Below are 23,783 nucleotides of genomic sequence, written 5' to 3' on the forward strand. Positions count from 1 at the left end.
GCTGCTTTGAGTACAAAAATACTCCCCTCCGCTACTTTACTGGAATCGTTCAGGCTTTTATTCTACTACTCTGCTGGGCTTGGCCGGTGAAGCACTTGCCGTTCACTTATTACCAAGCAGCTCATCATCGATCTCAGGCGGAGGTAGTCATGTTCAAGTGGTATCAAGTTGCTATTGGTGCGTTTCTAATTTCTGGAATTGTTTCAGCGAGCGTGCCTGTTCAGGCCCAGGAGTTGGCCGAAGTTGCTGCGAAAGCTGATGAAGCAGCCCTCGCAGGCCACAATGCTTGGATGCTTACTTCCTGTGCCCTGGTACTGTTTATGACGGCTCCCGGTTTGGCCATGTTTTATGGAGGCTTGGTGCGCAGTAAGAATGTCCTGAGCATCATGATGCAGTGCCTGTTCCTGATGGGACTGATGACCATACTCTGGGCCTTGTATGGGTATAGTCTCTCCTTTGGTGGCGACGGCCCTTACATCGGCAACTCCGACTACCTCTTCATGAAAAATGTCGAACGCACCTGGGACGAAGCAACCAAGGCTCCGATTGAACCCATGGCAGGAGCGATTCCGCGCTATACCCACATGCTCTTCCAGGGAATGTTCTTCATCATTACGCCCGCACTGATCTGTGGAGCCTTCGCAGAACGGATGAAATTCAGTGCAATGGTGGTCTTCAGTATTCTTTGGGGAACGTTGGTCTACTGCCCTCTCTGCCATTGGGTATGGGGGGGAGGGATTCTAGCGTTCGGCTCCGACCATGGCCTCCAGGGAGGCGCACTCGATTTCGCGGGCGGGACTGTGGTGCATATCAGTTCTGGGGTCTCAGCACTAATATGCGCATTGCTCCTGGGAAAACGCAAAGGCTTCGGCACCTCCGATCTGCGACCTCATAATCTCACTTACACGATCTTGGGAGCCGCGATGCTCTGGGTAGGTTGGTTTGGTTTCAACGCCGGTAGTGAATTGGCCTCCGACGGCCTCACTTCAAGTGCCTTCGCCGTCACCCATTTTTCTGCTGCGGCGGGCGTATTGGGCTGGGCGTTCTACGAATGGATTACCAATGGCAAACCTAGCGTGTTGGGTGCTGCTTCGGGGGCGGTGGCCGGCCTGGTCTGCATTACCCCCGCTGCTGGTTTTGTGAATCCCATGCCTGCGATTCTCATGGGAGCGGCAGCTGGGGTCGTATGTGCCCTGGCCTGCGGCAAGCTCAAGAATTCCTTTGGCTATGACGATTCCCTCGACGCATTTGGTGTCCACGGCGTCGGAGGAACGCTTGGAGCGATACTTACGGGTGTATTTGCCACCCGTGCCTGCTGGAATATCGCCGAGGGAGAGCCTCTTGGCATGCTCGAAGGAGGGAACGTAATGCCCGGGCAACTTACCGCAATTGTCGTGACGTGGGTATTTAGTATCGTCGCCACGCTTATTATTCTCAAAATCGTCGATGTTGCCATCGGGCTGCGAGTTGATGAGAATAGTGAAGTGCGCGGACTGGACCTTACCGAGCACGGCGAAGAAGGCTACATCTTCGTGTAGTATAGATAGGTATACAATCTCTCTGGTCGCTTTTCGCTGAGAGCGAAAGGCGACTATTTAGGCAGTTCACAGAATCAAGGGAGTTCCCACGATGAAAAAAATCGAAGCGGTCCTTCGGCATTTTAAGCTCGAAGATGTCAAGAATGCCTTAAGCGAAATCGGTGTCGCGGGGATGACCATAACAGAAGTCCGAGGCTTCGGTCGCCAAAAAGGCCATACCGAAACATATCGCGGCACTGAGTATGCGGTCGACTTTGTTCCCAAGGTCAAGCTGGAAATCGCCGTAGCAGAGGACCGTGCCCAAACAGTGATCGACACGATCATCCGTACCGCACAGACTGGTCAGATCGGCGACGGTAAAATCTTCGTCTCCGACCTTACCGAGACGATCCGCATCCGCACCGGCGAGACCGGCAACGGAGCGTTGTAGGGAATGAGGGGATAGGTAATGGGAGAAAGAGTGATCCGTCTACGGCTTTCGCCCAATTGTTATGACATACCTGAATGTTACACAGGGAGTTTCACTATTTTTTTTGGCCGTAGGCCTTCCTTCACCGTAGCCTAGGGCATCGCCCTAGGATTAGATACACACTATAGCCGTTTGGCCGAAGGCCTTATTCACCTCTTCCCTGATGTAAGGCATTGGGATTAGAAAATGCCCCAATCTCTGACAAAGCTCTATGCCCATTTGATTTTTAGTACCAAGAATCGCCAACCCTATATCGACGAGTCCATTCGGCCACGAGTTCACGGATACTTGGCGACGGTCGTGCGCAATATCGATTCCCCCTGGGTCGTCGTGGGTGGTGTTGCCGATCATGTTCATATTCTCTTCGACATGGGTAAGCTTCACGCACCGTTAGAGTTCGTCGAGCACGTGAAGCGAGAATCTTCGAAATTTGTAAAAACACTTGATCCAAAGTATAAGAGTTTTTACTGGCAACGTGGCTACGGCATGTTCTCAGTTGGACCAGCGCACCGCGGTGAAGCCGAAGAATACGTGCGAAACCAAGAGAAACATCACCACAAGAAGACCTTCCAAGAGGAATTCCGGTCGTTCTAGGAATTATACGATATTGCTTACGATGAGAAATTTGTGTGGGATTGAACAACATTGGGGTGAATATGGCCCTTGGCCAAACCACAAGAAATAATCCTTCACCTAGGGCGTTGCCCTAGGCTACGGTGAATTAGGCCTTCGGCCAAAACTCCGGATGATAGAACATGCCGTCAAGAATGCTTGACCTGTTCACGTTTGATTTCATTCCCCCATTCCTTTATTTCTCACTCAATTTATGCTTGAAAGTTCCCCCTTTGGCAACTTGCTTACCGAGCTTCGCCAGGATCTCGTGGATCGTCGCGATGAAATCCGCGAGGTGCATCAGCGCGGACTCAGTGGTACTCAAGTCTCGGCCAAGCTTGCATCACTTCTCGACACAGTCCTTATGCGACTACTGGATGCCACCCTGACTGAGGCGACGGGGCCACGAGCAGCTTCCTTTGCTTCCAACATGGCGGTAATCTGTCTGGGCAGCCACGGTCGGCGGCAATGCTCTCCATTCTCTGATGTCGACTTGATGTTCCTATATCAAGGAATGTCGAGATCCGAAGTTGCTGGAATTCTGCGTCCCATGACTCAGGGAGTGTTTGATATCGGTTTGCACTTGGGATCGAGCATCCGCAAGCCAGCCGAAGCCGTGCAATTGGCCCGCGACGATACCGTGATCTGCACATCGCTTATCGACGCCCGATTGCTCAAAGGCAATCGAAGCCTGTTCGAAGAGTTTCGCACCAGTTTCGAAAAAATGGCCCGGCGCAATAGCAAGTCCCTGTGCAAATCTTTCCTCGAAGCGCGAGCTGACGAACGCAATCAATATGGCGAAAGTGTCTATCTTCTCCAGCCGCATGTCAAACGATCGCGGGGAGGGATTCGCGACTTGAACCTGCTCCGTTGGTTGGGGTTTGCTGAGTTCGGACAGTCAGACCCCGATCGGCTCCATCTCTTGGGGGCAATGTCAAAATTTGATCATCACCGTTTACTTTCCTCCAGTGAATACCTGCTACGACTTCGCAACGAGATGCATTTTCACGCGGGCGCTTCAAGCGACATGCTAGACCGAGCCGAACAGCTGCGAATTGCCGATTGGCTGGGCTTCCAGCATCGCAGCGGACTCCTGCCGGTTGAGCAGTTCATGCGAGACTACTTTCGCCACACGAATCATATTTGGCAAATGGTTCGTCGACGCGAAGCAAGCTTGCTCTCTGTTTCGACAACCTCACGAGTACTCGATCCTCTGTTCGCCAAAACGGTAGATGGTGACTTTCGTGTCGGGATGAAACATGTCAGCGCAACTCCGGTGGGCTTAGCGCGCGTGAAATCCGACCTCCGCGAAGTGTTGCGGTTGGTGCAACTCTCCGCACGCGAAGGAAAACCGCTCGACCAACCAACCTACTCCGCACTGCTGTTGGCTGCACCCGATTTTCCTGACGACGTTTCAGTGGAAGTACGCAAAGAATTCTATGACATGCTGGGGGACCCACACACCGTTGGCAGGCTGCTCGCGGTGCTGCATGAATTGGGCTACCTCGAAAAGTTAGTTCCCGCCATGCAGCACGCGCGGCACTTACTCCAGTTCAATCAATATCACAAATACACGGTGGACGAGCACTCACTCCGCGCCGTACGCGAGGCCGCCGCATTCGACGATTCGGACGATACACTGGGCCACGTTTATCAAGACATTCAAGACAAGCACGTTTTGCACATGGCGTTGCTTCTGCACGACCTTGGCAAAGGTTTTGAGGAAGATCACAGCGAGGTCGGCCGGCGCATCGCAGAAGAAACTGCCAGGTTGTATCAGCTGGACGAAAAATCAGCAGAAGACATTGCGTTTCTCGTTCACAAACATCTAGTGTTGTCGCACCTGACGTTCCGTCGTGACACCTCCGACATCCGAGTACTGGAAGGCTTTGCTCGGCAAATAGGAACTGAGGAGCGCATGCGGATGCTGTTCGTGTTGACATGCGCCGATCTGGCCGCTGTCGGCCCCGATGTGCTGACCGACTGGAAACGTGATGTGCTGACGGATGTCTATTCGCGTACTCTCAAGTTTCTCCAAAACGAAGATTCCACCGACTTCCGTGCGATCCTCACCGCCCAAACGGCTGCGGTGCTGACAGCCCTGACTCACGAGCAACGCGGCGATGCATGGTACGTGCGACAATTGGAATCACTCCCAGCGAGCCAATTGGTCAGTCAAGATCCTCAGACGATCGTGCAAACCCTCACACGCCTCAAGCCGCTCGCCGAAGGTGCAGCCGATGCCTGGTGCCATTTCAATCCAGAGACTAAAGTCGTCGAGTGCTTTGCCGGGGTCAACCGCGGCTTAGGTCGCGGCGTCTTTTCCAGCATGGCGGGCACACTCAGCAGTTCAGGCTTGGAGATCCTAGCCGCCGATGTCGACGTGTTGGCCGACGATCTGCTGATCGTTCGCTACACAGCAGCCGAAGCCCAACCGACCAATCCCCCGACTTCGGACCGCTTGAACAGCCTCGCCAAACAAATGATCGCTTCGCTGGAAAGCGACCAGGCCCCTCAATTCCGTCGAGTCTGGGGCCAAGAACAGGAAGAGGCTTCAAGAAAACTTACCGACATGACCAGCGAAGTACGGATCGATACTTCGCTCTCCGCAGATTTTACGATCGTCGAAATCTTCACCTTCGACCGTCCTGGCCTGTTGTACGCTTTGGCCCGCAAACTCCACGACCTCGGCATGGTAATCCGCCACGCCAAGATCGGCACCTTCATCGATCAAGTGGTCGACGTGTTCTACGTGACCAATCGCGACGGGACCAAAGTCACCGACGAGGGAACGCTGACAATTCTCAAACACGAGTTAATGCAGGTCATCGAAGAGGAGTAGCCGGCCCACGCCATTCCCAACTTTGTTAGCCGCGATGCGCCGCCGAGTCCTGCTCGGCAAAGCAGAGCGCGTCAGCAACCCCATTTCATAAGTCAGCACAGGCCTCAGAACGCTGAGTCCCCAAAAATTAAAAGTCTTTGGGCACACTTACCCTCAGTGCGTTGGGAAGCGGCCCCAACAAGGCAACCCGATTCCATAATCGCCACTGGAGTGACGCCAATGTAGCGAGACGATTAATGCCAGAACAGCAAGCATGAATGAACTCGATTCAGGTACTACCGCCGTAGAAGAGATTGGGATGTTGGTCCCATAATTCGCTTCCCAGTCAGCTAGTTCCGCTGCACTGAGGGGCTGGGGTGTCTCTCCACGTTGCCATTTGAGAAAATCAAGTCCATTTACCTTGTTGTTGCCATCGAAGTCGCCGGCCAAGCCAACCGTTAGCACGGTATATCCAGCGAGGTCGCCAGTATCGTGGTAGGCGAGCGAGAAATCATCGCCATAGGTCGCAGCAGTGATAGGTGCCCAATCCAATAGAGAATGGTCCCAATAACGTGCCGCGTCGGAGCCAATAGTCAGACTCAAGAAATGGCTTAACGAATCATCACCCTCGCCGTATAGTGCCAACTGGCCTCCTGTAGCCACATTGACGAATCCATTGCCGCCATTACCGGAGGCGATCCACAGTGTGTCATCAACTCGAACAAGACCACCTCCCGTAATATTCAGTACCCCACTCCCTTTACCTCCAACGAATAGGTCGCCACCAAGGTTCCATTCAGAACCCAGTCCATCCACACTGGCCTCACCTGCTGAGCCCGTCAGATGACCTATCCTGGAATTGCCGCTATTGCTCATATTGCCGCCGGCGGTGATGAGAAGCTTGCCATTGCCCGATTCTCCGATATATGGACTGTTTGCGATCCAAGTTGATCCAGCCCCATCAATTTTGACCACTCCATTGGAACCAGGTCTGCGGGCAATATAGGTCAACGAAGAATTGACCATGCCGCCTTCCGAAATAGTCAGCGTTCCGCTCCCTTCATTCCCAACATCCAGAAATCCTGAATTCCAGGTGGAACCTCCCCCCTGGACGATAACTTCGCCGGATGAGCCTGATCGATATCCGATGTAACCATTGGCAGAGGATACTACGACTGTATCAGAAACACTCATAGAGCCAATACTACTATGGCCAGCACCTAGAGTACCTGTGCCGTCAACATTCAAGTTGATGGTGATGCTCTGACTTGGATTGCTGGTCAAATCAACTGTCTGGATCAAACCGTGAGTAGTGTCAAAAACAAGATCAACGTCAGTCAACAGACCTTGAGAGTTGATGGTACCTGTACCAGTTAGATCTTCGGCTGCTGCGATAAGGTTGCGGGTTGTCAAAACTCCATTGTCAAAAGAGATCGTGCCATCTGAACCGGAATTCCGCGCCACCTGAGTCGTAAATCCTACAGTCACTTGACCACTGTCAGTAATTTCTAGCATTCCACTACCGGAAGAACCTACTACAAGGCCAGAATTTGTGGTCCAGGTCGAACCCGTACCTGCTACAGTAGCCATGCCCGTTGCGCCGGCAAGGAGACCAATGGCGCTTTGGCCGTTGTTACTGACGGCTCCGCCCCCAGAGATATCCAAGTTGCCGCTACCATAAAAACCTACGTTCATGCCACCACTACTAGTCCAAGACGATCCTGCTCCATTGACTGTGACTTCTCCTAGGGAGCCGGTTTCAGAACCTATAAATCCGTTGTGATAATTACTGATTGTTCCGCCATTGGTGATAGTCAAGGAACCACTACCCAAGTGGCCAACAGAGAAATTGCTGTTGTTGGTTCCGGTTGTATTACTCCAACTGGAACCTGCCCCATCTATCGTCACAACTCCCGAAGAACCAGCCTGATAGCCGATAAAGGAACTTACACTGCCGACACTTCCACCGTTTTCAATCGCCAACGCACCACTGGCAGTGTTTCCGACAGCAATATAGTCCGAACCCAAATCCAGCGGATCCGCTAGCGGATTTGTTAAGAGTATTTGAACGGCGTTCTGATACTGCACAACATCCGTAGCACCGGTGCCGTTCGGGTCGATCGTGAGGTCAGCGAATACCGACTCTGACACAAGAGTCAGGCAGCAGCAAATCGCGAAGACAAGTGATAGACCAATGTTTGCACCCATTTTTGGAGCGATTGCAGAGAACACGTAACTTCGACATTTCATGTCAACATTCCGATTGAGAACAGCAGTAGCAAAGTCCATTGTAATGATGGCAAGCAGACGGAGCAACTAATCCAAGTCGATATTAACCTTATCCTATAGATTCCTCGACCTCAGACAGGTAATCCGCCACACCAAGACCGGCACCTTCATCGATCAAGTGGTCGACGTCTTTCATGTCACCAACAACGAAACGCTCACCCACCCAAAAACAAGAACTCATGCAAGCGATCAAGGAGAAGTAACTCAACTCCCCTCGTAAGCCGCGATTGCGGAGCGCCGGCGCAGCAGAGCGCGTCATTATTCAGGGCGACGAGAATTGAGTTGTCAGGCACCGAACTGATATCAAGAACTTCGTACCATTAAGGGCAGCCGTCCATGCGATGTAGTTATTGTGGAAAGCCTGGGTTGGTAGAAGGCAAGGAGGTTTGCCCTCACTGCGGATCAAATAACCCTACTCCCGAAACACTAGGGAACCTCGCTGAATCGGTTATCCGGATTTTTGTTGGCACTATACTCGGCTTGGCATTGTTGTTTGCGCTGCTTTTTTTCATAGGCCGCAACTGAAATAAAGGTCGCACCATTGTTTCAACTGAAATAATGCTTCACGTTCGCTCTACTCTCTAGCTCAATTCTTTCCATCGACTTATCTAAGCTGCCACGCGGCGATGACAATGAATACCTCAACCACAGATTGACACTGATAGACACGGATTCGATACAAGTATATGCTCTTATCCGAGTCCAATCTGGGGCAATCCGTGGCTAAAACTCTTTCTCTGGGTAATACGATGACCGACAAGAAGACCCTGCTTTTTCCGATTCTCCTCATCACTGTTGGGACCGGTTGGTTGCTCACCACGCTAGGGGTCGCACCAGGTATTGATTGGGTATGGACACTAGGGCTCGCGGTCGTCGGCTTACTGACATTCGTGGTGGGAGGGATCGACAAAGTCACGGTGGTGATCGGTCCCTTCTTAATACTTGCAAGCTGTTTATCCATACTCCGCCAAACAGGTCGTCTTCATTTCGATATTGAAGTCCCCATCTTGGTGATTATCACAGGCATACTCGTGCTAGTCGCGCGGATGCCCTCGATTCCCCTTCCGAAGTGGATCATTCAAGAATCAAATTCGAAAGAGAATTAAGAGCCTTTCCCAGTACCCCTCCCCGGCCCTGAAAGGCCGACCCTCCCGAAGGAGGGTTTTTGATATTACCCTCCTTCGGGAGGGTCGGACGCGGTAGCGGTCGGGGAGGGACTACAAGTCGATTCTGTTCCGAGATAGGCTCTAAGCTTCTTCATTGAATTTGGTGGGGGATTCCCCAAACAGAATGTGCCTCTGGTATTTCCCCCTATCCTGGAAGGATTGCAGCGATTAGCTCCGGGTCGCAGTTAGGTGAGTTCCACGAACCATGCTGCCACCCGGGTTTCCAGTGGACCCTCTGCATCGCATCCCCGAGGGATGGCACGTGAAATGCAAACCACGGCTGATCGTCTTCACGCAAGGCACTAGGAGCAGGAGAAAATCGATTATTCAGCAGGACCGTAACCAGAGAGATCAAGAGGTAACCGGATTAGGGACACTCACCCTGACCGGGTAGAATAGCAAGCGAAAGATGGCTGTCCCCACTCCCCCGGCCGGCAACTCCCGTGCATTTTTTTGTTAGGTGTGTTTATACACGCAGACCCTGTGATACTCCATATACGGTTCGCTCGCATTCGAGAGGCTGAGTTGCGGAACTTGGTGAAGGTTGCATTTTGCTCGATCTTCCGACGACAGAGACGGCGAAATAATCATGGTGCCGTCATTGTTGAAGGTAATTAGCCCACGGTCAAAAAGCTTGTCAAATAGAGAAGAGAGCAAGATGCCATTTTTTGGGTCGAGTCGTTCCTGATTTGTACACGCAGACCAAGGCTTGATGTGCGATGCAACGAGTAACTCTGGATTAGATATACCGAGAATCGGACATGTTGTGTTATAAGACTCAAGCAGTAGACTGCGGAATTGACCTTGTCCAATTCGGGCCTTGCGTATGTACGCCTGCTCAGTTTCGGTGTGGCCTGGTGCATGATCGTCGGTAATTTCGTTAGAGAGCTCGGTGCCTGCTCGTGCCGTCAGTAATTGTGGCGGCGAGACTGTGCGGTCAAGGCAGAGACGGATGCGTTTTTGAGCATTGCCACCGGTTTTCGCATGGGGGGCGCGGTGCATCATCGCTACGGCACGGCCCATCATTCGACGGATTTCGTCAATGTCTTCAACCGAAAGATCAATCGGGTACGGATGATCCAACTTGGCTGTGCGATCCGAGATTGAGATATCAGCGACTCGATTTGAATCAAGCAAGACAGCTGTAAGTCGAGCGTCGGCATTTGCGAGCCGTTGCAGAAGTAGACCAAGCAGCTTGTTGTAGTCAGGGTTGCGTCGAGTTACTCCCCTGGCGGGATTCGCTCCACCGCTACTTTCGACAATTACACACGGCGATTCGTCTAAGACGCCCAAGCTGAACTCGGAGTCGACAAGCGTGTTGGCGTCGTCAAGAAGAAACACGTTCCATTCGCACCTAACGTAAAAGGCTCGGTTGCCGGTCGCCCGCGGGAGCAGGCGTCCAACTGACAACACTATTCTCCATCGCGGGCGTCGACGGTCAACTGCAGCCGGTGGTTAGGCCTCTGAATTCTGGAAACGCTCGACTTCCTCGGCAATCTCCCCGGGAATGAGTTCCATGCGACGGAGTAAGTCTCGGAGCCGTCTATGCCAGCCCGCATGTCCATTCCAGAACTCCGGTGACACTCGCAACACGTTGACGAGAAGATCGCCCGGATAATAGTCTCCTTCGGCCAAGGGGTCCGCTTCGATTCGTTCCAGCGCGAGTGGGACGAGAAACAACAAACCAATCTCCTGTCCAATCATGATGCGCAGGTCTTCGATCTTGAATTCACCAATGGGCTTCTTCCGCAATCGATGGCAAGTTGTGACGAGATAGGAATCAAATGGAGGTGGTCCCCAATCGTCAGCTTCGAGTTCGTCGAGCGACTGACCACGCCTCTTGCTTTCGAGATTACGAATGCCCATAGGCCTAACTTGTTATTCGACACAAAAAATGTGGATAAGACGCTGCAGGGACTGCTTATCCACAAAAAGTGCAAATAAGTCCCTTAACAGCCTGATCCTAGAGTGTATGCATATTTTCACTTTCCCAGGCGGAAACCAAGGAGACTTATGCGATGCCCCAAGTTTACCCGCCCGTACCGCACGGGGCAACAATGGGATCGCGCCCACCACGCAAACTCTTGGATCAAGTCCGCGATGTCCCGCGCGCCAAACACTACTCGTACCGGCCCGAACAAGCCGACGTGGGGTTGGCGTACATCGCGTGATGGCAGGAATTAGGTACGGTTCCGGAATGCGATTAATGGAGTGTTGTCGACTGAGAGTGGGGGAACCCCCGTCCCCAGATCCCAGTCCCCAAAGATTTCATCTCGTTTTTGGCCACCCGACCTGCTATAGTGTACGTTTGTACATATATCCACAATACCCCAGGAGTTATTGCCATGAAATCACGAGAAAAGTCGCCGGCGAACCCACCCGGACGCCCTCGGGTGCTCACTGATCCGGTGAAGCGAAGTCAAGTCTGTTCATTGATTGGAGTCGGGGCGGGGTACGACGAAGCGGCGCGGCACGTTGGTTGCACTGTAGCGACCATTCGCCGTGAGGCGGGCCGTGATGGCGGGTTTGCCGAGCAATTGACCGCTGCGGAAACGGCCGCCGGATTGTCGCCGCTGCGCGCTTTACGATCGGCCGCCAATACGGACTGGCGTGCCGCGGCCTGGTTGCTCGAACGGACCTGCCCCGAGCGGTTCGCGCGACGTAATCTGGAGTCGTTGCAACCGAACGAAGTCCACGCGATGCTCTCGGAAGTCGCCACGATCATGGCCGACGAATGCACCGACGACGACCAGCTCCAGCGGATGTGCGGTCGGCTCGATGAGTTGCAGAAAACACGTTTCGGCCAATACCGCTCAGCACAGCAAGGCGATCCGGAACCGAAGCCGGCAGAGCAGCGCTACTACGACAAGTTGCAACGCGAAATCGATGGTTATTTCACCAATTGCATCAGAGAGAACAACGCCAAGGATGTTGAGGCGGCCATCAATGGAATCGAGGCCTTCGATAGTCGCCGCGAAGCGCAGCAGGCCGTGCAGGAGAAGAATTGTGTTTACAAAACTCCGCTGGACGAACTGAACCAGAATCTGCGTAAGTCTTGGTCCACTAGTGAGTTAGAGCCTGACGGACCGGCAATGAAAAAGTGAGTTTTGTTTTGTCAGAACGAATTGTGACAATATTCCAAAAACCCTAGTTGGAGTTGCTTCGGGATGCGGAAGGCGCTCGGCGAGGAATGTGCGGGCTCAGAAGACCCGCCCACAGTAAGTTAGGTCCTGCTTGCCGAGCGGGAACTTAGTACTCTGTTCGCGCACTTTTCGGCAAAAGAGTCCTACAGCGAACTTAAGTACTCAAACTGAAAAGGAGAACCACGGATTGCACGAATTTCACGGATAAGTTGAGACGAAACCGTACATTTATTCATCGAGTAGGTTTGAGCAGATGGTGGGTGTGATTTTGAACAATCGAATGAGTTTCGTCCCGTTTTAGTGGGACGTGCTCTATCCGAGAAATCCGTGCTATCCGTGGTTACCGTAGTCTTGCTTTTCACATTGAGTTAAGTGCCTATCCCAATACCCTCCCTGGCCCTGAGAGGCCAGGGAGGGGATACTTGTCGAATCGGATCGGGGATCGGCCCTAAGCGTTCAACTTCACCCCCGCATCATTCGCCACGTTCACCCACACATGCACATGCGGCGAACCACGGAAATGCCAGACGAACGACGGACCTTCCAGTCGCCAGTTGTCCCACACACCATCCTTACCAATGTCACCTTCTTGAAAGAAAGCCAGATGGCATGCATCGAGGCCCCCCTGCTGATTCAAACAGGCAATCACTTCATCGCGGTCGTTCTGTCGATAGGGCTCGACGAGTTTGCGAAGCACTTCCTGCACCCGCTCCTTCTGGTCGCTGGAAAACTCAGTAAGAGGAATCCCCTGAAACTTCCCTTCGGCACCTTGGAATCCAACACGCTGCTCGCGCGGCAGACCTTGTTTAACCAAAGCCAATTGTTGCTGCTTGCCGTCAAGAGCCTGATACAGCTTATTCGCTTCAACAGCTTGTGGCCAAAACACATTGCCCGGGTGCGTGGGACCTTCGTCGAAACCGTCGGCAGCGTGGCCATAAAAAATCGGCCCGCCAAATGCCATGTGCTCGGTCGAATTGCCATCACAGCGAACCGTCATGTGGCGACCTGTGAGAACAAACTCGAAATGCTCACTCCCTGGTTCACCAAATATCGCAATACTGTTCTGCTCGCCAAAGCCGCCCGCATCGTCGTCGAGTTGCTGGTCGATCTTCGCATGCCATTCTGGTTGATAGAGACTCTCGAACACGGCACGAATCAGTGCTCGTTGATCGTCCGAATAGAAGTCGTCGTTAATGTATTGATCGGTGATATCCCAATTGTTGGCGATTCGTGTCCGCAAAAGGCCACGCTTAGAGTCCTGATGATCCCAGGCGAAACAAACTTTCTCGCGCTGTCCCGGCGAGAGTGCTTCGTAGAGCAGCTTGACCAGCGACTCCGAAGTGGGAGCAGAGGAAGAAGCAATCGGCTCAGAGCCCCGGGAAATCCCCGAAGGCAGAATCAGCGGCGAGCCTGCAATCGCTGCACCACCCAAAAAAGCTAGTTTGCCCGTCCGCTGAAGAAACCTCCTGCGATTAATAGATTGGGAATCGTAATCGTCACAGCACGAAAGCCAGGAATTCATAGCTAGTTGCCTCTTCCAAGAGAAAGTAGATGGGAAAATTCACACTACTAGACTGCATTAGACCGCATGCCACACGAATTGGCAATCAGGATGGATCTTCCTGTAGATCTCAACTCCCTCTAAAGAAAGCGAGTCCAAACTTCTCTGCAAACAGCCTTCGTAAACAAAACTTTTTCGTTTCTTCCTTTTTCAGTTTATAGGGCTTTTGAGCAACTCGACCGCTATTGCTGGCATAACCCTTACAACACCCTTCAACTCAATGATGTTAAATAACTAAATATACGAATCTGAAACATTTAATAATCCTACTCTTTCCTAAAGACACATGGTTTGGGGTTCTCTAACCATATCTATCGGAACTCTGCGGATGGCTACAATTCAGGACCCAAAGGCACTCGGTACTGCGAATCTCGCGCAGCAAGAGTATCTCTCCATCCCCATCTCTGTATTTCAATTGGACCACCTCGCCCATGTCGATCTCTACTGTAAGTTCGAGGGCATCGCTTCCCCGGTGCTATACCGAAGTGCGGCAATTCCAATCACTTTGAGAGACATCGAAGAGCTCCGCGATAAAGGCCACCGTGCTCTCTATGTATTAAGTTCTGACTACGCTCAACTCGATCGCAGTCTGAACGAATCGTTGCACGATATACTCGCTGATTCTTCCATTGCGCCTGCGGAGCGGTTTGCCATCTTACAAACTGCTGCGGCCATGGAGATGGACCTGGCCTTTCACATGATCAAGTGCGATCGCTATGTTACGCTATCCCAGCGAATCGCGGATCAAATCACCCATTTGCTTGATGGTGAGAACCTCATACCGCAGCAGCTTTTCTCCGTCGTGCGACATGACTACTATACTTACACCCACATGATCAATGTCGCAGGTTTCGCAACCTTATTTGCCGATCTACTGGGAATCGGTGATCCACAAACAAGAGATCAGATCACTAAAGGGGCACTACTTCACGACATTGGAAAGCGCTTCATACCTGCGAAAATACTTTGCAAGGCAGAGGCCCTTACCGAAGACGAATGGCAGTTAATTAAAGCTCATCCTCAACGCGGCTACGAGGACCTCTGCCATCGTTCCGATTTGACTACGGAGCAACTGCTCATGGTCTATTCTCATCACGAGCGCTGCGACGGCGAGGGATATCCTGTTGGGCTCGTGAGGGAGGAGATTCACCCCTGGGCCAGGCTTCTGGCGATCGTCGATGTATTCGACGCGATCACTAGTGCCCGCCCCTATCGCAAGCCCATGACAGTGTCCCAAGGCCTCAGTTACCTTGAATCTCAATCAGGCTCACACTTCGATCCGGAGATGGTCCAATGCTGGACATCAGCCATGAGACAAAACTGAGCGAAGAAGTGTGGCAGTCGCTTCTTTCACGAACCGTGCTTCCTCGCCCGATCGAGGAGACACTAAGAGATCCGTCTATCAAGCAAACCAGGCCCGACTCGAAGCGATTTCTTGCCAGAAGACCCTTGCACAAGATTGCCATTGCGAAAATTGGTGACGAGCTTCATGCCTGCTTTGCCAAAGACCTGTCTCGGATGGGAGTTGGTTTCTACTCTCCTATCAACATCTTGCCGAAGACACTCGTAACCTTGTGGTTACCAGGAAACAAAACTCTTCAGCTTGCTATCACTCGATGCCGGCGACGCGGAGAGTCTTGTTTCGAATGCGGGAGCACTTTCCAGCTGTCAACTGAAATGCCAAAGTCGGACACTACCTAATGTCCGGTAGAAGACCGGCAAACCCATAGTTTTTCAGGTCTCCTGCGAAGGGCAATTACCAGATTTCCAGCACTCGCTTTTTCGAGGTGCAGGCGCTACACTTATCAGTAGTTTTCCAGATGAATCAAGACCCTTATTAGATAAGACTGCCCTGACATGAGTGAAGACCAACTCGAAGCTCCCGCCAGCGACAACTATCCGCAGCTCGACGCCAAGAACACCGACCGCAAGCTGTCGCAATACTACTCAAATAGCTTCTCGCGGTACTCCGACTTCAAACCACTAGGCAAGGGGGGGTCTGCCCTCTTGCGGTCTTGCTTGGATGGCAACCTTGGCCGAACGATTGTGATGAAGACGCTGCACCCGCACTTGGCTCAGAACGAGTACATGCGGGCACGTTTTCTGCGGGAAGCTCGCGTTACAGCACAGCTGCAACATCCTGCAACCGTGCCCGTCTACGAGATTGGTCACGACATCGAGGGTCGGTTGTACTTTACGATGAAGAAGGTCGAAGGGGAGACTCTCCGCGAGATTCTCGAACGGCAATGCTCCGGTGACGAACAAGCGATCGCCACCTACAACCTCGACCGCATGTTGGGACTACTAATCCAAGTCTGTAATGCCCTCTCCTACGCCCATGCCCACGGAGTCGTACACCGCGATGTGAAACCGGAGAACATTCAGATTGGTTCTTTCGGCGAGGTGATGCTACTCGATTGGGGAGTCGCTAAGGTATGGTCCAGCAATGACCCCGATCTACCGGAGATTGAACACGAGATACTAACGGACGTGGGTCAACGACCCGGCACGCCACTCTACATGTCTCCCGAGCAGATTCGCGGAGGAGGCGAAGAAATCGACGAACGCACCGACATCTATGGAATTGGCGTCGTACTCTATGAGATGCTCACCTTGAAAGAACCTCATCGGGGTGAGAACATCAACGAAACCTTCGAGATGATACTCAAAGAAGACACGATCCCCCCTGAGACGCGTACACCGAAACGCCAAGTCCCCAAACAGCTCTCGGCGATCACCATGAAGGCTCTGGAGAAAGACCCGGCAAATCGCTATCAAACGATGGCAGAATTGATTTACGCCCTGCGCGACTTTCGCAGCCGCGTGTTTCAGTCCCATACGGAGGACTAACACGTGTTGCGTAACATCGACTACTTCTGGCACTTTGCACAGAAAAATGTCGCGCGTTGGCACTGTACGATCCGTTCGACCTGGCTACCACGGCAACGTGGGCATGGTAGTCCAGCACGGGCGTAAACACGATGTTGATTTTGATAGCCTCCTTGTTTGTTGAGAGCATTGCGGTAGGTGCCGTCACTCAGCGTGGAACCCTCATACTGGATCGCCACAGTGAGCACCGCCCGTGTTGCCTCGGCCAGAGACTGCCAATGCTTTCTATTGAGATCGTCGGAACGACGTTGAGGGTGAATCCGCGCAACGTGCAGAATCTCAGCTGCGTAGAGATTCCCAATTCCCGCAACCGCCCGTTGGTCCAGGAGGGCGACTTTGATTGCTCGTTGAGACTGGCCAAGTCGTGTTTGATACTGCTCAGCCGTGATCGTAAGCGCATCGGGACCCAAGCTCTCGGCGCCAAAGTGATCCACAAAAGAATCCGGAGAAAAGAGGCGAACACTTCCCAGCCCGCGGCGGTCCCAGTAGTAGATCTCCGATATCGGCCCGTCGGTTAGCTCCAGGCGAAGCCGCAAATGTTCGCGAGTAGGAGCGTCCTTGACCAACACCAGCCCAGTCATACGTGGCTCGATGACCAAGGCTTCACCACTGTCGAGCCAGATGACAACCCGCTTACCAGCGCGACTGAGTTTCGAGATACGCGTTCCCTCCACCCGACGGCGAAAGGTGGCAAACGAAGGTTGAAAGGCAATCGGTCGTTTCTGACAACGAGGCCTAGAAACCGTAGTGATTCGACTACCAACCGCCGGGAGAATCCCACGACGCATCGTTTCAACTTCAGGAAGTTCCGGCATTGATGGGACAGATCTATGTGATAGGTAAAAACTCAGAGGTTCTCTCAATCTAACATTTCACTCCAAACATAGTACCCGGTTCTTGACCTCAAGCAGGCGGCAATCGACAATCGAAGGTTTCCTCAGGAGCACAAGTTTTCCCCAGAGATCCGCATGTTACCAGACACGAAGCAAACTGCTACTCAGATTCCCGATGCCGCCGGACGTTTCGGTGCGTTCGGGGGGCGCTATGTGCCAGAGACACTGGTATATGCGCTTGATAAGCTCGTCGAAGAGTACGCCGCCGCGAAAGCGGACCAGCAGTTTCAGGCGGACTTGGACGATTTACTGCACAACTATGTAGGCCGTCCCTCGCCGCTGTATCTCGCACGGCGACTCACTGAAAAATGCGGCGGCGCGGAAATCTGGCTAAAACGCGAAGACCTCAATCACACCGGTGCCCATAAAATAAACAACACACTCGGCCAAGCGCTGCTCACCCTGCGGATGGGCAAGAAGCGAGTGATTGCCGAGACCGGTGCGGGCCAGCACGGCGTAGCGACTGCGACCGCCTGTGCCCACTTTGGCCTGGACTGCGTGGTCTACATGGGTGAGGAAGACATTCGCCGCCAGGCTCCCAATGTGTTCAGCATGAAACTGCTGGGGGCCGAAGTGCGACCCGTGAGTAGCGGTTCGCGCACCCTTCGCGATGCAATCAACGAAGCGATGCGCGACTGGATGTCGAGTGTCGATACGACGCACTATATTCTTGGCTCGGTCGTGGGTCCGCATCCCTTCCCGCAAATCGTCCGCGATTTTCAAGCGGTGATTGGTCGTGAAACCATCGAACAATCCCGCAATCGCTTTGACGACTTGCCTGACTTGGTCGTTGCTTGTGTCGGAGGGGGCAGCAATGCGGCAGGCATGTTCTATCCGTTTATCGAACACTCTGATGTAAAACTTGTTGGCGTGGAAGCGGGTGGTCGCAGTATGAAACCTGGCGATCACGCTTCACCGTTGACCTACGGCAGCCCTGGTGTGCTCCACGGCAGTTTCAGCTACGTGATGCAAGATGAAGATGGTCAGACTTGCGATGTGCATTCGATGTCGGCGGGGCTGGACTATCCAGGAGTCGGCCCGGAGCACAGTTTCTGGAAGGACTCCGGTCGAGTGCAGTACACAAGTTGTACGGATGGTGCTGCCATGCAGGCGTTCGATGCCCTGGCAGAGAACGAAGGCATCTTACCAGCGTTAGAGTCAGCCCACGCGCTTGCCGAGGCAATGCGGTTGGCAAGCACGATGAAGAAGAGTGAGCGGATTGTGGTGTGCCTTTCCGGCCGTGGCGACAAAGATGCATCGGAACTTGCTCGCCTGAAGGGTGTCAAGTTTGGGTGATACGAAATTACCCGTGAGAGAAAAAAAAACTACATGTCTGCTATTGACGATCTTTTTACGAAACTCCGGGCCGAAAACCGCAAGGCACTGATGCCGTTTGTTACAGCGGGTGACCCCGATTTGGAATTCACGGCAGAGGTGATTCAGGAACTTGTCGCTCGTGGGGCGGCAATGTGCGAAGTCGGCATTCCCTATAGCGATCCAATCGCCGACGGGCCGGTCATTCAAGCATCCTACACGCGGGCGCTCGACAAGAAAGTCAAGCTCGCTGGGATTCTCAATATGCTCGGAGCAGTGGCCCCGCAAGTCTCTGCACCTTTGGTGACCATGGTGAGCTATGCGATTATCTATCGCCATGGCGTGGAAGCCTACGCCGACGAACTCAACGAACGGGGCCTCGCGGGAATGATCGTGCCCGACCTACCCGTCGAAGAATCTCCCCAGTTGGCAGAGATCTGCGCGAAACGCGATTTGAGTCTCGTGCAGTTAATCACCCCGACGACTCCGCAAGATCGGGCCTTGCGGATTGCTGCCACTTCCAGTGGGTTCATCTACTACGTGTCGGTGGCGGGGATCACCGGCGAGCGCACCCAACTCCCTCCCGAGTTAGTTGAGCGAGTAACTTGGCTACGCGAGCAAACGCCTCTTCCAGTCTGTATCGGGTTTGGCATCAGCCAACCGGAGCACGTACGAATGCTGTCCCAGGTGGCCGACGGTCTGATTGTTGGCTCAGCCGTGGTGCGTCGCATCGCCGAAACTACTGAGAATGGCCGACAAGCAACTCTCAAGTCCGTAGGTGACTATGTCTCATCTCTGCTGGCAGCGTTGAATTAATTCGCAGTTAGGTACTTTTTTCTATGGCGGACTCTCGCTTTCTACCGAAGAAAGTTAATGCGGCAAACTTGGTACCAAAAAATTGACCTTGCCTCATTGGGCAAGGTATAATTAAAAGGGTTCTCGTAGGCGAGACACTGAACGTTCAATCGCGTGCGATAGAACCGACTCCATAACACTTGATGGAGGTCGCCCATGACCGCTGGTTCTCCACATTCCAATCGAAGCGAAGTATTGCACCGGTTCTTTGCCGGCATCACCGAGTATACATTCACCTCAAGACTCGGTGTGGCTGATCCTCCGCTGATCGATTATCTCTCGGGGCTCCTGACACACTTTGTGCGGACCGATGCCATCTACGGACTCCGCACGCCAACCGGCGAACGGTTGCTGGAAGTAACCGACATGCTCGCCGAAGCCCAGGCTCGCCAGGGTCCAGCACGACGCCGCGTGCATCGCCACATTGGCGACTTCACGTTGTTCTGGCTAGGTGTCTACCCCGAAACTGCCGAGAACCGTCGTAAGCAAACCAAGGACAGCCTCATCAGCTATCAGGACCAAGGCAAGCGGAATTATTTCCTGGCCAGTCAACTCCCTGCCGACAACAGTTCTACGCCTGACGACGTTTTGGAGCGCCTCAGCGATCGGTTTGAACTCTGCGTCTATGGTCTAGGCGAAGTGCGTAAGCAATGGGCCGAGCGCGAAGGGGACGACGACGCGCCGATTCTGTTGGGGTAACAGGGAACAATCGGACAGCTTCTTGCAAAGCGAAATTCCATCGAATTGCAATTGATAACATTTTTTCGTATGATGATAACATGATTCGCACTCAAATAAGTCTCTCGTCGGAAGAATACGCAGCTGCCAAATTGGAAGCCCAGCGGCTGGGCATCTCATTGGCCGAGTTACTCCGTCGTTCATTGCGGACGTTGCTTCCAGTGGATGAAACCGCCCCCTGGATGCGTTATGCCGGCATGATCGAATCCGGGGATGCAAATTCCAGCCAGCGCATCGACGAGATCATCTATGGGAACAAACCCTAGAGCCTATGTCGATACGTCGGCATTGATCGCATTTACAGATCGCTCGGATTCCTACCACCCTCTTTTCAGTCAGCTTTTTTCTCGACCTCCTGCGCTGATAACGACCCCTTTAGTTATTGCAGAAGGACATGCTTGGTTTCTCAGGCGATACGATCGACAGCGCGGATTGCAATTCTTGGCGATGATAGAAGAGATGCGTCCCCTCTCCGTGCTTCCCATCGGTCCTAAGGAACAGGCAGGGGCAATGATTCTACTACGCAAGTTCTCAGATCAAGACCTAACTCTTGCCGATGCGACTGGTCTCCATGTAATGCGGACTCAACGTATCAAAACGTGCTGGTCCACCGATTTCCATCTGGGGCTCACCGGTATATCGCTTGTGATTCATGACACGTAGAAATCTGTAACCAATCTTTATCTCAAAACAAAACTCGGTGACAAAACCTTGTTTTCTGGCGGTTTCAGCGAGATCCCCCAAAAGTTTTGTAACGCAATACCCTCCGCGCGTGCCGGCTGTTGTTGGCCGCGCGGAGGTTGCGTCAAGTCCGCTGGCGCATGCGTACGCGGACGTCAACAAAATTAGTATTAGGTTTTCAAAGAACGGGTAATAGAGGCTAGAGGCCAGTCGTGACTTCTGACCTATTGGTCATTGGGCATTCGAAATTGGATGAATCTTTTTCATTCCTGCGCACCGTCGGGGTAGTGTTGTCTTGCTCCGTTTCTTGGAAATCGAAAATCCAAAAAAGAATTAATTCATTTCGCCAGCCACGAATTTCCACAAATCGTTGGGGAGTAGCGACTTGCGAAAACGCCTCCTTCTGGGTTTTATGGAGTTTTTGAAAAACAATTCCACTAATCTGGTCGCTACTTGCTCGTCGATAGCGTCCAACGCAATCAGCGTGCAGACCTAGCGCAAGCAAACCCGTAACACTTTGCGAGCGCTGGTGCGTCCCCATTACTTATCGCACGTACCATTATCTAGATGCCGGAGAGGAAATCTACAACGATTTTTGGGCCATCTATGGAAGCTTCTGTGTCAACCGGAATATGTGGATGCGATCGCCGTGCGATTCTATGATGCGGATACTGATGGCAACCTGGCCGAGAACAACGATGGTGCGGCGGGTGGCACTGCTAGGGTGCCACCCGCCGTCTACAAGTGTGAATCGCAATGTTGATATCTACTAGCAGAACGGGCTACTGATCGAATCTCGTTTTTTTTTACCGCAGAGGTCGTAGAGAGCGCAGAGAAGAATTACTAAAATTCCTCCGCGCTCACTGCGACCTCCGCGGTTCAAACGTTTTCTGAACTTCGATCTGCCGGAACTGCGCTACCGCTTGTTCCGGCCTACGGGAGACCGCGAGTGTAACCCTATTGTAGGCCGGAACGAGCGGTAGCGCACTCTTTTAATCAACCCTGGCGGCATAGCGGCTGGGTTGGTATGGCATCGCGAGTCCGTGCTTCTTGCCGGAACTGCGCACGGCTTGTTCACGGCCTACGGGAGATTGCGAGCCGAACCTTGGTGTAGGCCGGAACGAGTAACACGAGTTCCGGCATAGCGGATGGGTAGGCGTCGCGTTCTGATGGTTCTTGCCGGAACTGCGCACGGCTTGTTAGCGGCCTACGGGAGATTGCGGGAACTGCGCACGGCCTACGGGCGATTGTTCCGCCTTTTCTGCGTGATATTATGATTGCATGTCTGACTATCATCGCTACTTTGTGCCTGGTGGAATGTACTTCTTCACCGTCGTCACGTACGGTCGACGACCGATTCTGACGACTGAAGAGGGTCGGGAATTTTTACGTACTTCAGTGCAAAAGATTAAACAGGACAAGCCATTCGAGCTTTTCGCAACGGTCTTGTTGCCTGACCATTGGCATTTGGTATTGCAATTGCCACCGGACGATGCGGACTATTCCACTCGAATCAAGCGGATCAAAGAGGAATTCACGCACAAGTGGTTGGAGGCAGGATTGCCAGAAGCATCTGTCACAGCAGCGCAACTTGAGAGAGGGGAGCGCGGGATCTGGCAGCCACGATTCTGGGAGCACACGATCGAAGACGAAGACGAACTGGAATGTTGCGTGGACTACATTCATTGGAACCCGCGTAAACACAATTTGGTCTCACGAGTCCGAGATTATCCTTGGTCCTCATTCCACCGCTTTGTCGAATTGGGTCAATATGATCTGAACTGGGGAGGCGCAAAACCCATTACAATCGTTGGGAAAGACGATTGGGGCGAACCCTGAAGTAGGCCGGAACGAGTAACACGAGTTCCGGCATGGCGGATGGGAAGGCGACGCGTATTCTTTCTTCATGCCGGAACTGCGCACGGCTTGTTCACGGCCTACGGGAGATTGCGGGCCGAACCTTGGGGTAGGCCGGAACGAGTAACACGAGTTCCGGCATGACGGATGGGTAGGCGTCGCCTTCTGACGAGTCTTTGTTTCAAAAAAAAACCCGACCCCTTAAATTTTTCACCTCTTTACCGAGTGAATTCTTCGTAGGAACTGCTGATGTGACGCCACACTGAGGGTTTCTAGCCAGTACCGATGCTGCCTAAGACACTGCTGGGGCAAGACAGTAGTGGCACCCGAGCGACGATCAGCCCGTAGGCTCTCACGACCGATTTCTGGCTAAGTGCTTTTCTCTCGCGGCCACCACCTTGGGGGATTCAATAAGTTTCGGCAGGATGGAACTCCTGTGATATCGATTGGGAATATACAGGCAACGAACATGCCAGGGAAATCTGGTTGGTTGGCAGGGAGCAACAATTCCCTTCATGGCTCGAATCATCAGTAGTCCACTCTACCAAGCCGCCGGCGCACGGTTCTTGTACAAATGCGCGCCACACGAGCGAAGTTGTAAGCGGCTCAGTACGATTGAGCGGCAGCAGGCTGAGCAGTCGAATCAACGGGCAATAACCGACCGTGACCATTGCGGTCGTACCGCACAGTTGAATCCAAAGCATCCACTGCATCCCAGGCAAGAGTCCGACCGCTGACCAAGTGACGTAGGCGATCCTAACTTGCACTGGATACGGCTTAATGTCTCGCAGTCGATACCAGAAGTAGCCACCTGCCACGGAGCAAAGTCCCATCGCACCGGCCATGCCCCAGCGATATCCTGCCAAATTGATCCCCAAGAGGGGTATTGTGAGCAACCAATGCCACCAACTCATGTCGGTGAGTACTTGCTGGTTCAGATGGGCTTTATACATGACA

Annotated in this window: 23 protein-coding genes; 16 read left to right on the forward strand and 7 right to left on the reverse strand. The window is 53.0% G+C overall.

Translation table 11 applies throughout. The features are described from left to right. Positions 1-149 precede the first annotated feature (149 nt). The 4 genes from Pr1d_RS22065 (at position 150) to Pr1d_RS22080 (ending at position 5,461) form a co-directional block, all read left to right on the forward strand. The gene (locus Pr1d_RS22065) at positions 150-1,538 is read left to right on the forward strand and encodes an ammonium transporter (protein ID WP_148075552.1); all 1,389 of its coding nucleotides are present in this window, start codon (positions 150-152) and stop codon (positions 1,536-1,538) included. Positions 1,539-1,629: 91 nt separating this feature from the next. After that, the gene (locus tag Pr1d_RS22070) at positions 1,630-1,968 is read left to right on the forward strand and encodes a P-II family nitrogen regulator (protein WP_148075553.1); all 339 of its coding nucleotides are present in this window, start codon (positions 1,630-1,632) and stop codon (positions 1,966-1,968) included. Positions 1,969-2,193: 225 nt separating this feature from the next. Further along, the gene (gene tnpA, locus Pr1d_RS22075) at positions 2,194-2,601 is read left to right on the forward strand and encodes an IS200/IS605 family transposase (RefSeq protein ID WP_148075554.1); all 408 of its coding nucleotides are present in this window, start codon (positions 2,194-2,196) and stop codon (positions 2,599-2,601) included. 232 nt (positions 2,602-2,833) lie between these two features. Next, positions 2,834-5,461, forward strand: coding sequence for a [protein-PII] uridylyltransferase family protein (locus Pr1d_RS22080; protein ID WP_148075555.1), 2,628 nt, complete (start codon positions 2,834-2,836; stop codon positions 5,459-5,461). 153 nt (positions 5,462-5,614) lie between these two features. Here the strand turns inward: Pr1d_RS22080 and Pr1d_RS22085 are convergent, their stop codons facing one another. Together Pr1d_RS22085 and Pr1d_RS26530 are read right to left on the reverse strand one after the other, a co-directional pair. Next, positions 5,615-7,690 carry a hypothetical protein gene (locus Pr1d_RS22085; protein WP_168205418.1) on the reverse strand — a complete coding sequence of 692 codons (2,076 nt, stop codon included), beginning with the start codon at positions 7,688-7,690 and terminating at the stop codon, positions 5,615-5,617. 88 nt (positions 7,691-7,778) lie between these two features. Then, positions 7,779-7,910, reverse strand: a complete 132-nt coding sequence (locus Pr1d_RS26530) for a hypothetical protein (RefSeq protein WP_261343801.1) — start codon at positions 7,908-7,910, stop codon at positions 7,779-7,781. 538 nt (positions 7,911-8,448) lie between these two features. Here Pr1d_RS26530 and Pr1d_RS22090 point away from each other — a divergent pair. Beyond that, complete coding sequence (locus tag Pr1d_RS22090; RefSeq protein WP_148075557.1) at positions 8,449-8,835, forward strand: hypothetical protein; 387 nt, start codon at positions 8,449-8,451, stop codon at positions 8,833-8,835. A 516-nt stretch (positions 8,836-9,351) separates the two neighbouring features. On the opposite strand, the gene Pr1d_RS26135 is transcribed toward Pr1d_RS22090, so the two are convergent. Together Pr1d_RS26135 and Pr1d_RS22100 are read right to left on the reverse strand one after the other, a co-directional pair. Next, entirely contained in the window at positions 9,352-10,305 is a 954-nt protein-coding gene (locus tag Pr1d_RS26135) for an HNH endonuclease (protein WP_148075558.1), read from the reverse strand. Positions 10,306-10,350: 45 nt separating this feature from the next. Further along, complete coding sequence (locus Pr1d_RS22100) at positions 10,351-10,761, reverse strand: contact-dependent growth inhibition system immunity protein (protein WP_148075559.1); 411 nt, start codon at positions 10,759-10,761, stop codon at positions 10,351-10,353. 152 nt (positions 10,762-10,913) lie between these two features. Here Pr1d_RS22100 and Pr1d_RS25900 point away from each other — a divergent pair, with 152 nt between their 5' ends. Further along, the gene (locus tag Pr1d_RS25900) at positions 10,914-11,066 is read left to right on the forward strand and encodes a hypothetical protein (RefSeq protein ID WP_168205419.1); all 153 of its coding nucleotides are present in this window, start codon (positions 10,914-10,916) and stop codon (positions 11,064-11,066) included. Positions 11,067-11,240: 174 nt separating this feature from the next. Further along, the gene (locus Pr1d_RS22105; RefSeq protein ID WP_148075560.1) at positions 11,241-11,999 is read left to right on the forward strand and encodes a hypothetical protein; all 759 of its coding nucleotides are present in this window, start codon (positions 11,241-11,243) and stop codon (positions 11,997-11,999) included. A 487-nt stretch (positions 12,000-12,486) separates the two neighbouring features. On the opposite strand, the gene Pr1d_RS22110 is transcribed toward Pr1d_RS22105, so the two are convergent. Continuing rightward, a complete protein-coding gene (locus Pr1d_RS22110; RefSeq protein ID WP_148075561.1) occupies positions 12,487-13,560 on the reverse strand; it encodes a DUF3500 domain-containing protein in 1,074 nt (357 codons plus the stop codon). Between the two features lie 367 nt (positions 13,561-13,927). Between Pr1d_RS22110 and Pr1d_RS22115 the strand changes: the two genes are divergently transcribed. Both Pr1d_RS22115 and Pr1d_RS22120 read left to right on the forward strand, forming a co-directional pair. Further along, positions 13,928-14,923, forward strand: a complete 996-nt coding sequence (locus Pr1d_RS22115; RefSeq protein ID WP_168205420.1) for an HD-GYP domain-containing protein — start codon at positions 13,928-13,930, stop codon at positions 14,921-14,923. 533 nt (positions 14,924-15,456) lie between these two features. Then, positions 15,457-16,449, forward strand: coding sequence for a serine/threonine protein kinase (locus tag Pr1d_RS22120; RefSeq protein WP_148075563.1), 993 nt, complete (start codon positions 15,457-15,459; stop codon positions 16,447-16,449). Positions 16,450-16,469: 20 nt separating this feature from the next. Here Pr1d_RS22120 and mutM read toward each other — a convergent pair whose 3' ends face one another. After that, the gene (gene mutM, locus Pr1d_RS22125; protein ID WP_148075564.1) at positions 16,470-17,303 is read right to left on the reverse strand and encodes a bifunctional DNA-formamidopyrimidine glycosylase/DNA-(apurinic or apyrimidinic site) lyase; all 834 of its coding nucleotides are present in this window, start codon (positions 17,301-17,303) and stop codon (positions 16,470-16,472) included. A 153-nt stretch (positions 17,304-17,456) separates the two neighbouring features. Here mutM and trpB point away from each other — a divergent pair, with 153 nt between their 5' ends. The 7 genes from trpB (at position 17,457) to Pr1d_RS22155 (ending at position 22,808) form a co-directional block, all read left to right on the forward strand. Beyond that, positions 17,457-18,677 carry a tryptophan synthase subunit beta gene (gene trpB, locus Pr1d_RS22130; protein ID WP_148075565.1) on the forward strand — a complete coding sequence of 407 codons (1,221 nt, stop codon included), beginning with the start codon at positions 17,457-17,459 and terminating at the stop codon, positions 18,675-18,677. Positions 18,678-18,710: 33 nt separating this feature from the next. Continuing rightward, positions 18,711-19,511 (forward strand): tryptophan synthase subunit alpha, encoded by an 801-nt coding sequence (gene trpA / locus Pr1d_RS22135; RefSeq protein WP_148075566.1) that lies wholly within the window; start codon positions 18,711-18,713, stop codon positions 19,509-19,511. A 195-nt stretch (positions 19,512-19,706) separates the two neighbouring features. Beyond that, a complete protein-coding gene (locus Pr1d_RS22140) occupies positions 19,707-20,249 on the forward strand; it encodes a hypothetical protein (RefSeq protein WP_148075567.1) in 543 nt (180 codons plus the stop codon). Between the two features lie 80 nt (positions 20,250-20,329). Continuing rightward, positions 20,330-20,554, forward strand: a complete 225-nt coding sequence (locus tag Pr1d_RS22145) for a CopG family transcriptional regulator (RefSeq protein ID WP_148075568.1) — start codon at positions 20,330-20,332, stop codon at positions 20,552-20,554. After that, positions 20,538-20,951, forward strand: a complete 414-nt coding sequence (locus tag Pr1d_RS22150; protein WP_168205421.1) for a type II toxin-antitoxin system VapC family toxin — start codon at positions 20,538-20,540, stop codon at positions 20,949-20,951. The genes Pr1d_RS22145 and Pr1d_RS22150 overlap by 17 nt, the downstream gene beginning before the upstream one ends. Before the next feature lie 613 nt (positions 20,952-21,564). Next, entirely contained in the window at positions 21,565-21,732 is a 168-nt protein-coding gene (locus Pr1d_RS25905) for a hypothetical protein (RefSeq protein WP_168205422.1), read from the forward strand. 518 nt (positions 21,733-22,250) lie between these two features. Beyond that, positions 22,251-22,808, forward strand: coding sequence for an REP-associated tyrosine transposase (locus tag Pr1d_RS22155; RefSeq protein WP_148075570.1), 558 nt, complete (start codon positions 22,251-22,253; stop codon positions 22,806-22,808). 425 nt (positions 22,809-23,233) lie between these two features. Here Pr1d_RS22155 and Pr1d_RS22160 read toward each other — a convergent pair whose 3' ends face one another. After that, positions 23,234-23,779 carry a hypothetical protein gene (locus Pr1d_RS22160; RefSeq protein WP_148075571.1) on the reverse strand — a complete coding sequence of 182 codons (546 nt, stop codon included), beginning with the start codon at positions 23,777-23,779 and terminating at the stop codon, positions 23,234-23,236. Positions 23,780-23,783 lie beyond the last annotated feature (4 nt).

The sequence above is a fragment of the Bythopirellula goksoeyrii genome (assembly GCF_008065115.1).
Taxonomy (GTDB): domain Bacteria; phylum Planctomycetota; class Planctomycetia; order Pirellulales; family Lacipirellulaceae; genus Bythopirellula; species Bythopirellula goksoeyrii.

Excerpts from the sequence above, each read along its gene's own strand:
- Pr1d_RS22065 (WP_148075552.1), top strand. The coding sequence starts at position 150 with ATGTTCAAGTGGTATCAAGTTGCTATTGGTGCGTTTCTAATTTCTGGA.
- Pr1d_RS22070 (WP_148075553.1), top strand. The coding sequence starts at position 1,630 with ATGAAAAAAATCGAAGCGGTCCTTCGGCATTTTAAGCTCGAAGATGTC.
- tnpA (WP_148075554.1), top strand. The coding sequence starts at position 2,194 with ATGCCCCAATCTCTGACAAAGCTCTATGCCCATTTGATTTTTAGTACC.
- Pr1d_RS22080 (WP_148075555.1), top strand. The coding sequence starts at position 2,834 with ATGCTTGAAAGTTCCCCCTTTGGCAACTTGCTTACCGAGCTTCGCCAG.
- Pr1d_RS22085 (WP_168205418.1), bottom strand. The coding sequence starts at position 7,690 with ATGAAATGTCGAAGTTACGTGTTCTCTGCAATCGCTCCAAAAATGGGT.
- Pr1d_RS26530 (WP_261343801.1), bottom strand. The coding sequence starts at position 7,910 with ATGAGTTCTTGTTTTTGGGTGGGTGAGCGTTTCGTTGTTGGTGACATG.
- Pr1d_RS22100 (WP_148075559.1), bottom strand. The coding sequence starts at position 10,761 with ATGGGCATTCGTAATCTCGAAAGCAAGAGGCGTGGTCAGTCGCTCGAC.
- Pr1d_RS25900 (WP_168205419.1), top strand. The coding sequence starts at position 10,914 with ATGCCCCAAGTTTACCCGCCCGTACCGCACGGGGCAACAATGGGATCG.
- Pr1d_RS22105 (WP_148075560.1), top strand. The coding sequence starts at position 11,241 with ATGAAATCACGAGAAAAGTCGCCGGCGAACCCACCCGGACGCCCTCGG.
- Pr1d_RS22110 (WP_148075561.1), bottom strand. The coding sequence starts at position 13,560 with ATGAATTCCTGGCTTTCGTGCTGTGACGATTACGATTCCCAATCTATT.
- Pr1d_RS22115 (WP_168205420.1), top strand. The coding sequence starts at position 13,928 with ATGGCTACAATTCAGGACCCAAAGGCACTCGGTACTGCGAATCTCGCG.
- Pr1d_RS22120 (WP_148075563.1), top strand. The coding sequence starts at position 15,457 with ATGAGTGAAGACCAACTCGAAGCTCCCGCCAGCGACAACTATCCGCAG.
- mutM (WP_148075564.1), bottom strand. The coding sequence starts at position 17,303 with ATGCCGGAACTTCCTGAAGTTGAAACGATGCGTCGTGGGATTCTCCCG.
- trpB (WP_148075565.1), top strand. The coding sequence starts at position 17,457 with ATGTTACCAGACACGAAGCAAACTGCTACTCAGATTCCCGATGCCGCC.
- trpA (WP_148075566.1), top strand. The coding sequence starts at position 18,711 with ATGTCTGCTATTGACGATCTTTTTACGAAACTCCGGGCCGAAAACCGC.
- Pr1d_RS22140 (WP_148075567.1), top strand. The coding sequence starts at position 19,707 with ATGACCGCTGGTTCTCCACATTCCAATCGAAGCGAAGTATTGCACCGG.
- Pr1d_RS22145 (WP_148075568.1), top strand. The coding sequence starts at position 20,330 with ATGATTCGCACTCAAATAAGTCTCTCGTCGGAAGAATACGCAGCTGCC.
- Pr1d_RS22150 (WP_168205421.1), top strand. The coding sequence starts at position 20,538 with ATGGGAACAAACCCTAGAGCCTATGTCGATACGTCGGCATTGATCGCA.
- Pr1d_RS22155 (WP_148075570.1), top strand. The coding sequence starts at position 22,251 with ATGTCTGACTATCATCGCTACTTTGTGCCTGGTGGAATGTACTTCTTC.
- Pr1d_RS22160 (WP_148075571.1), bottom strand. The coding sequence starts at position 23,779 with ATGTATAAAGCCCATCTGAACCAGCAAGTACTCACCGACATGAGTTGG.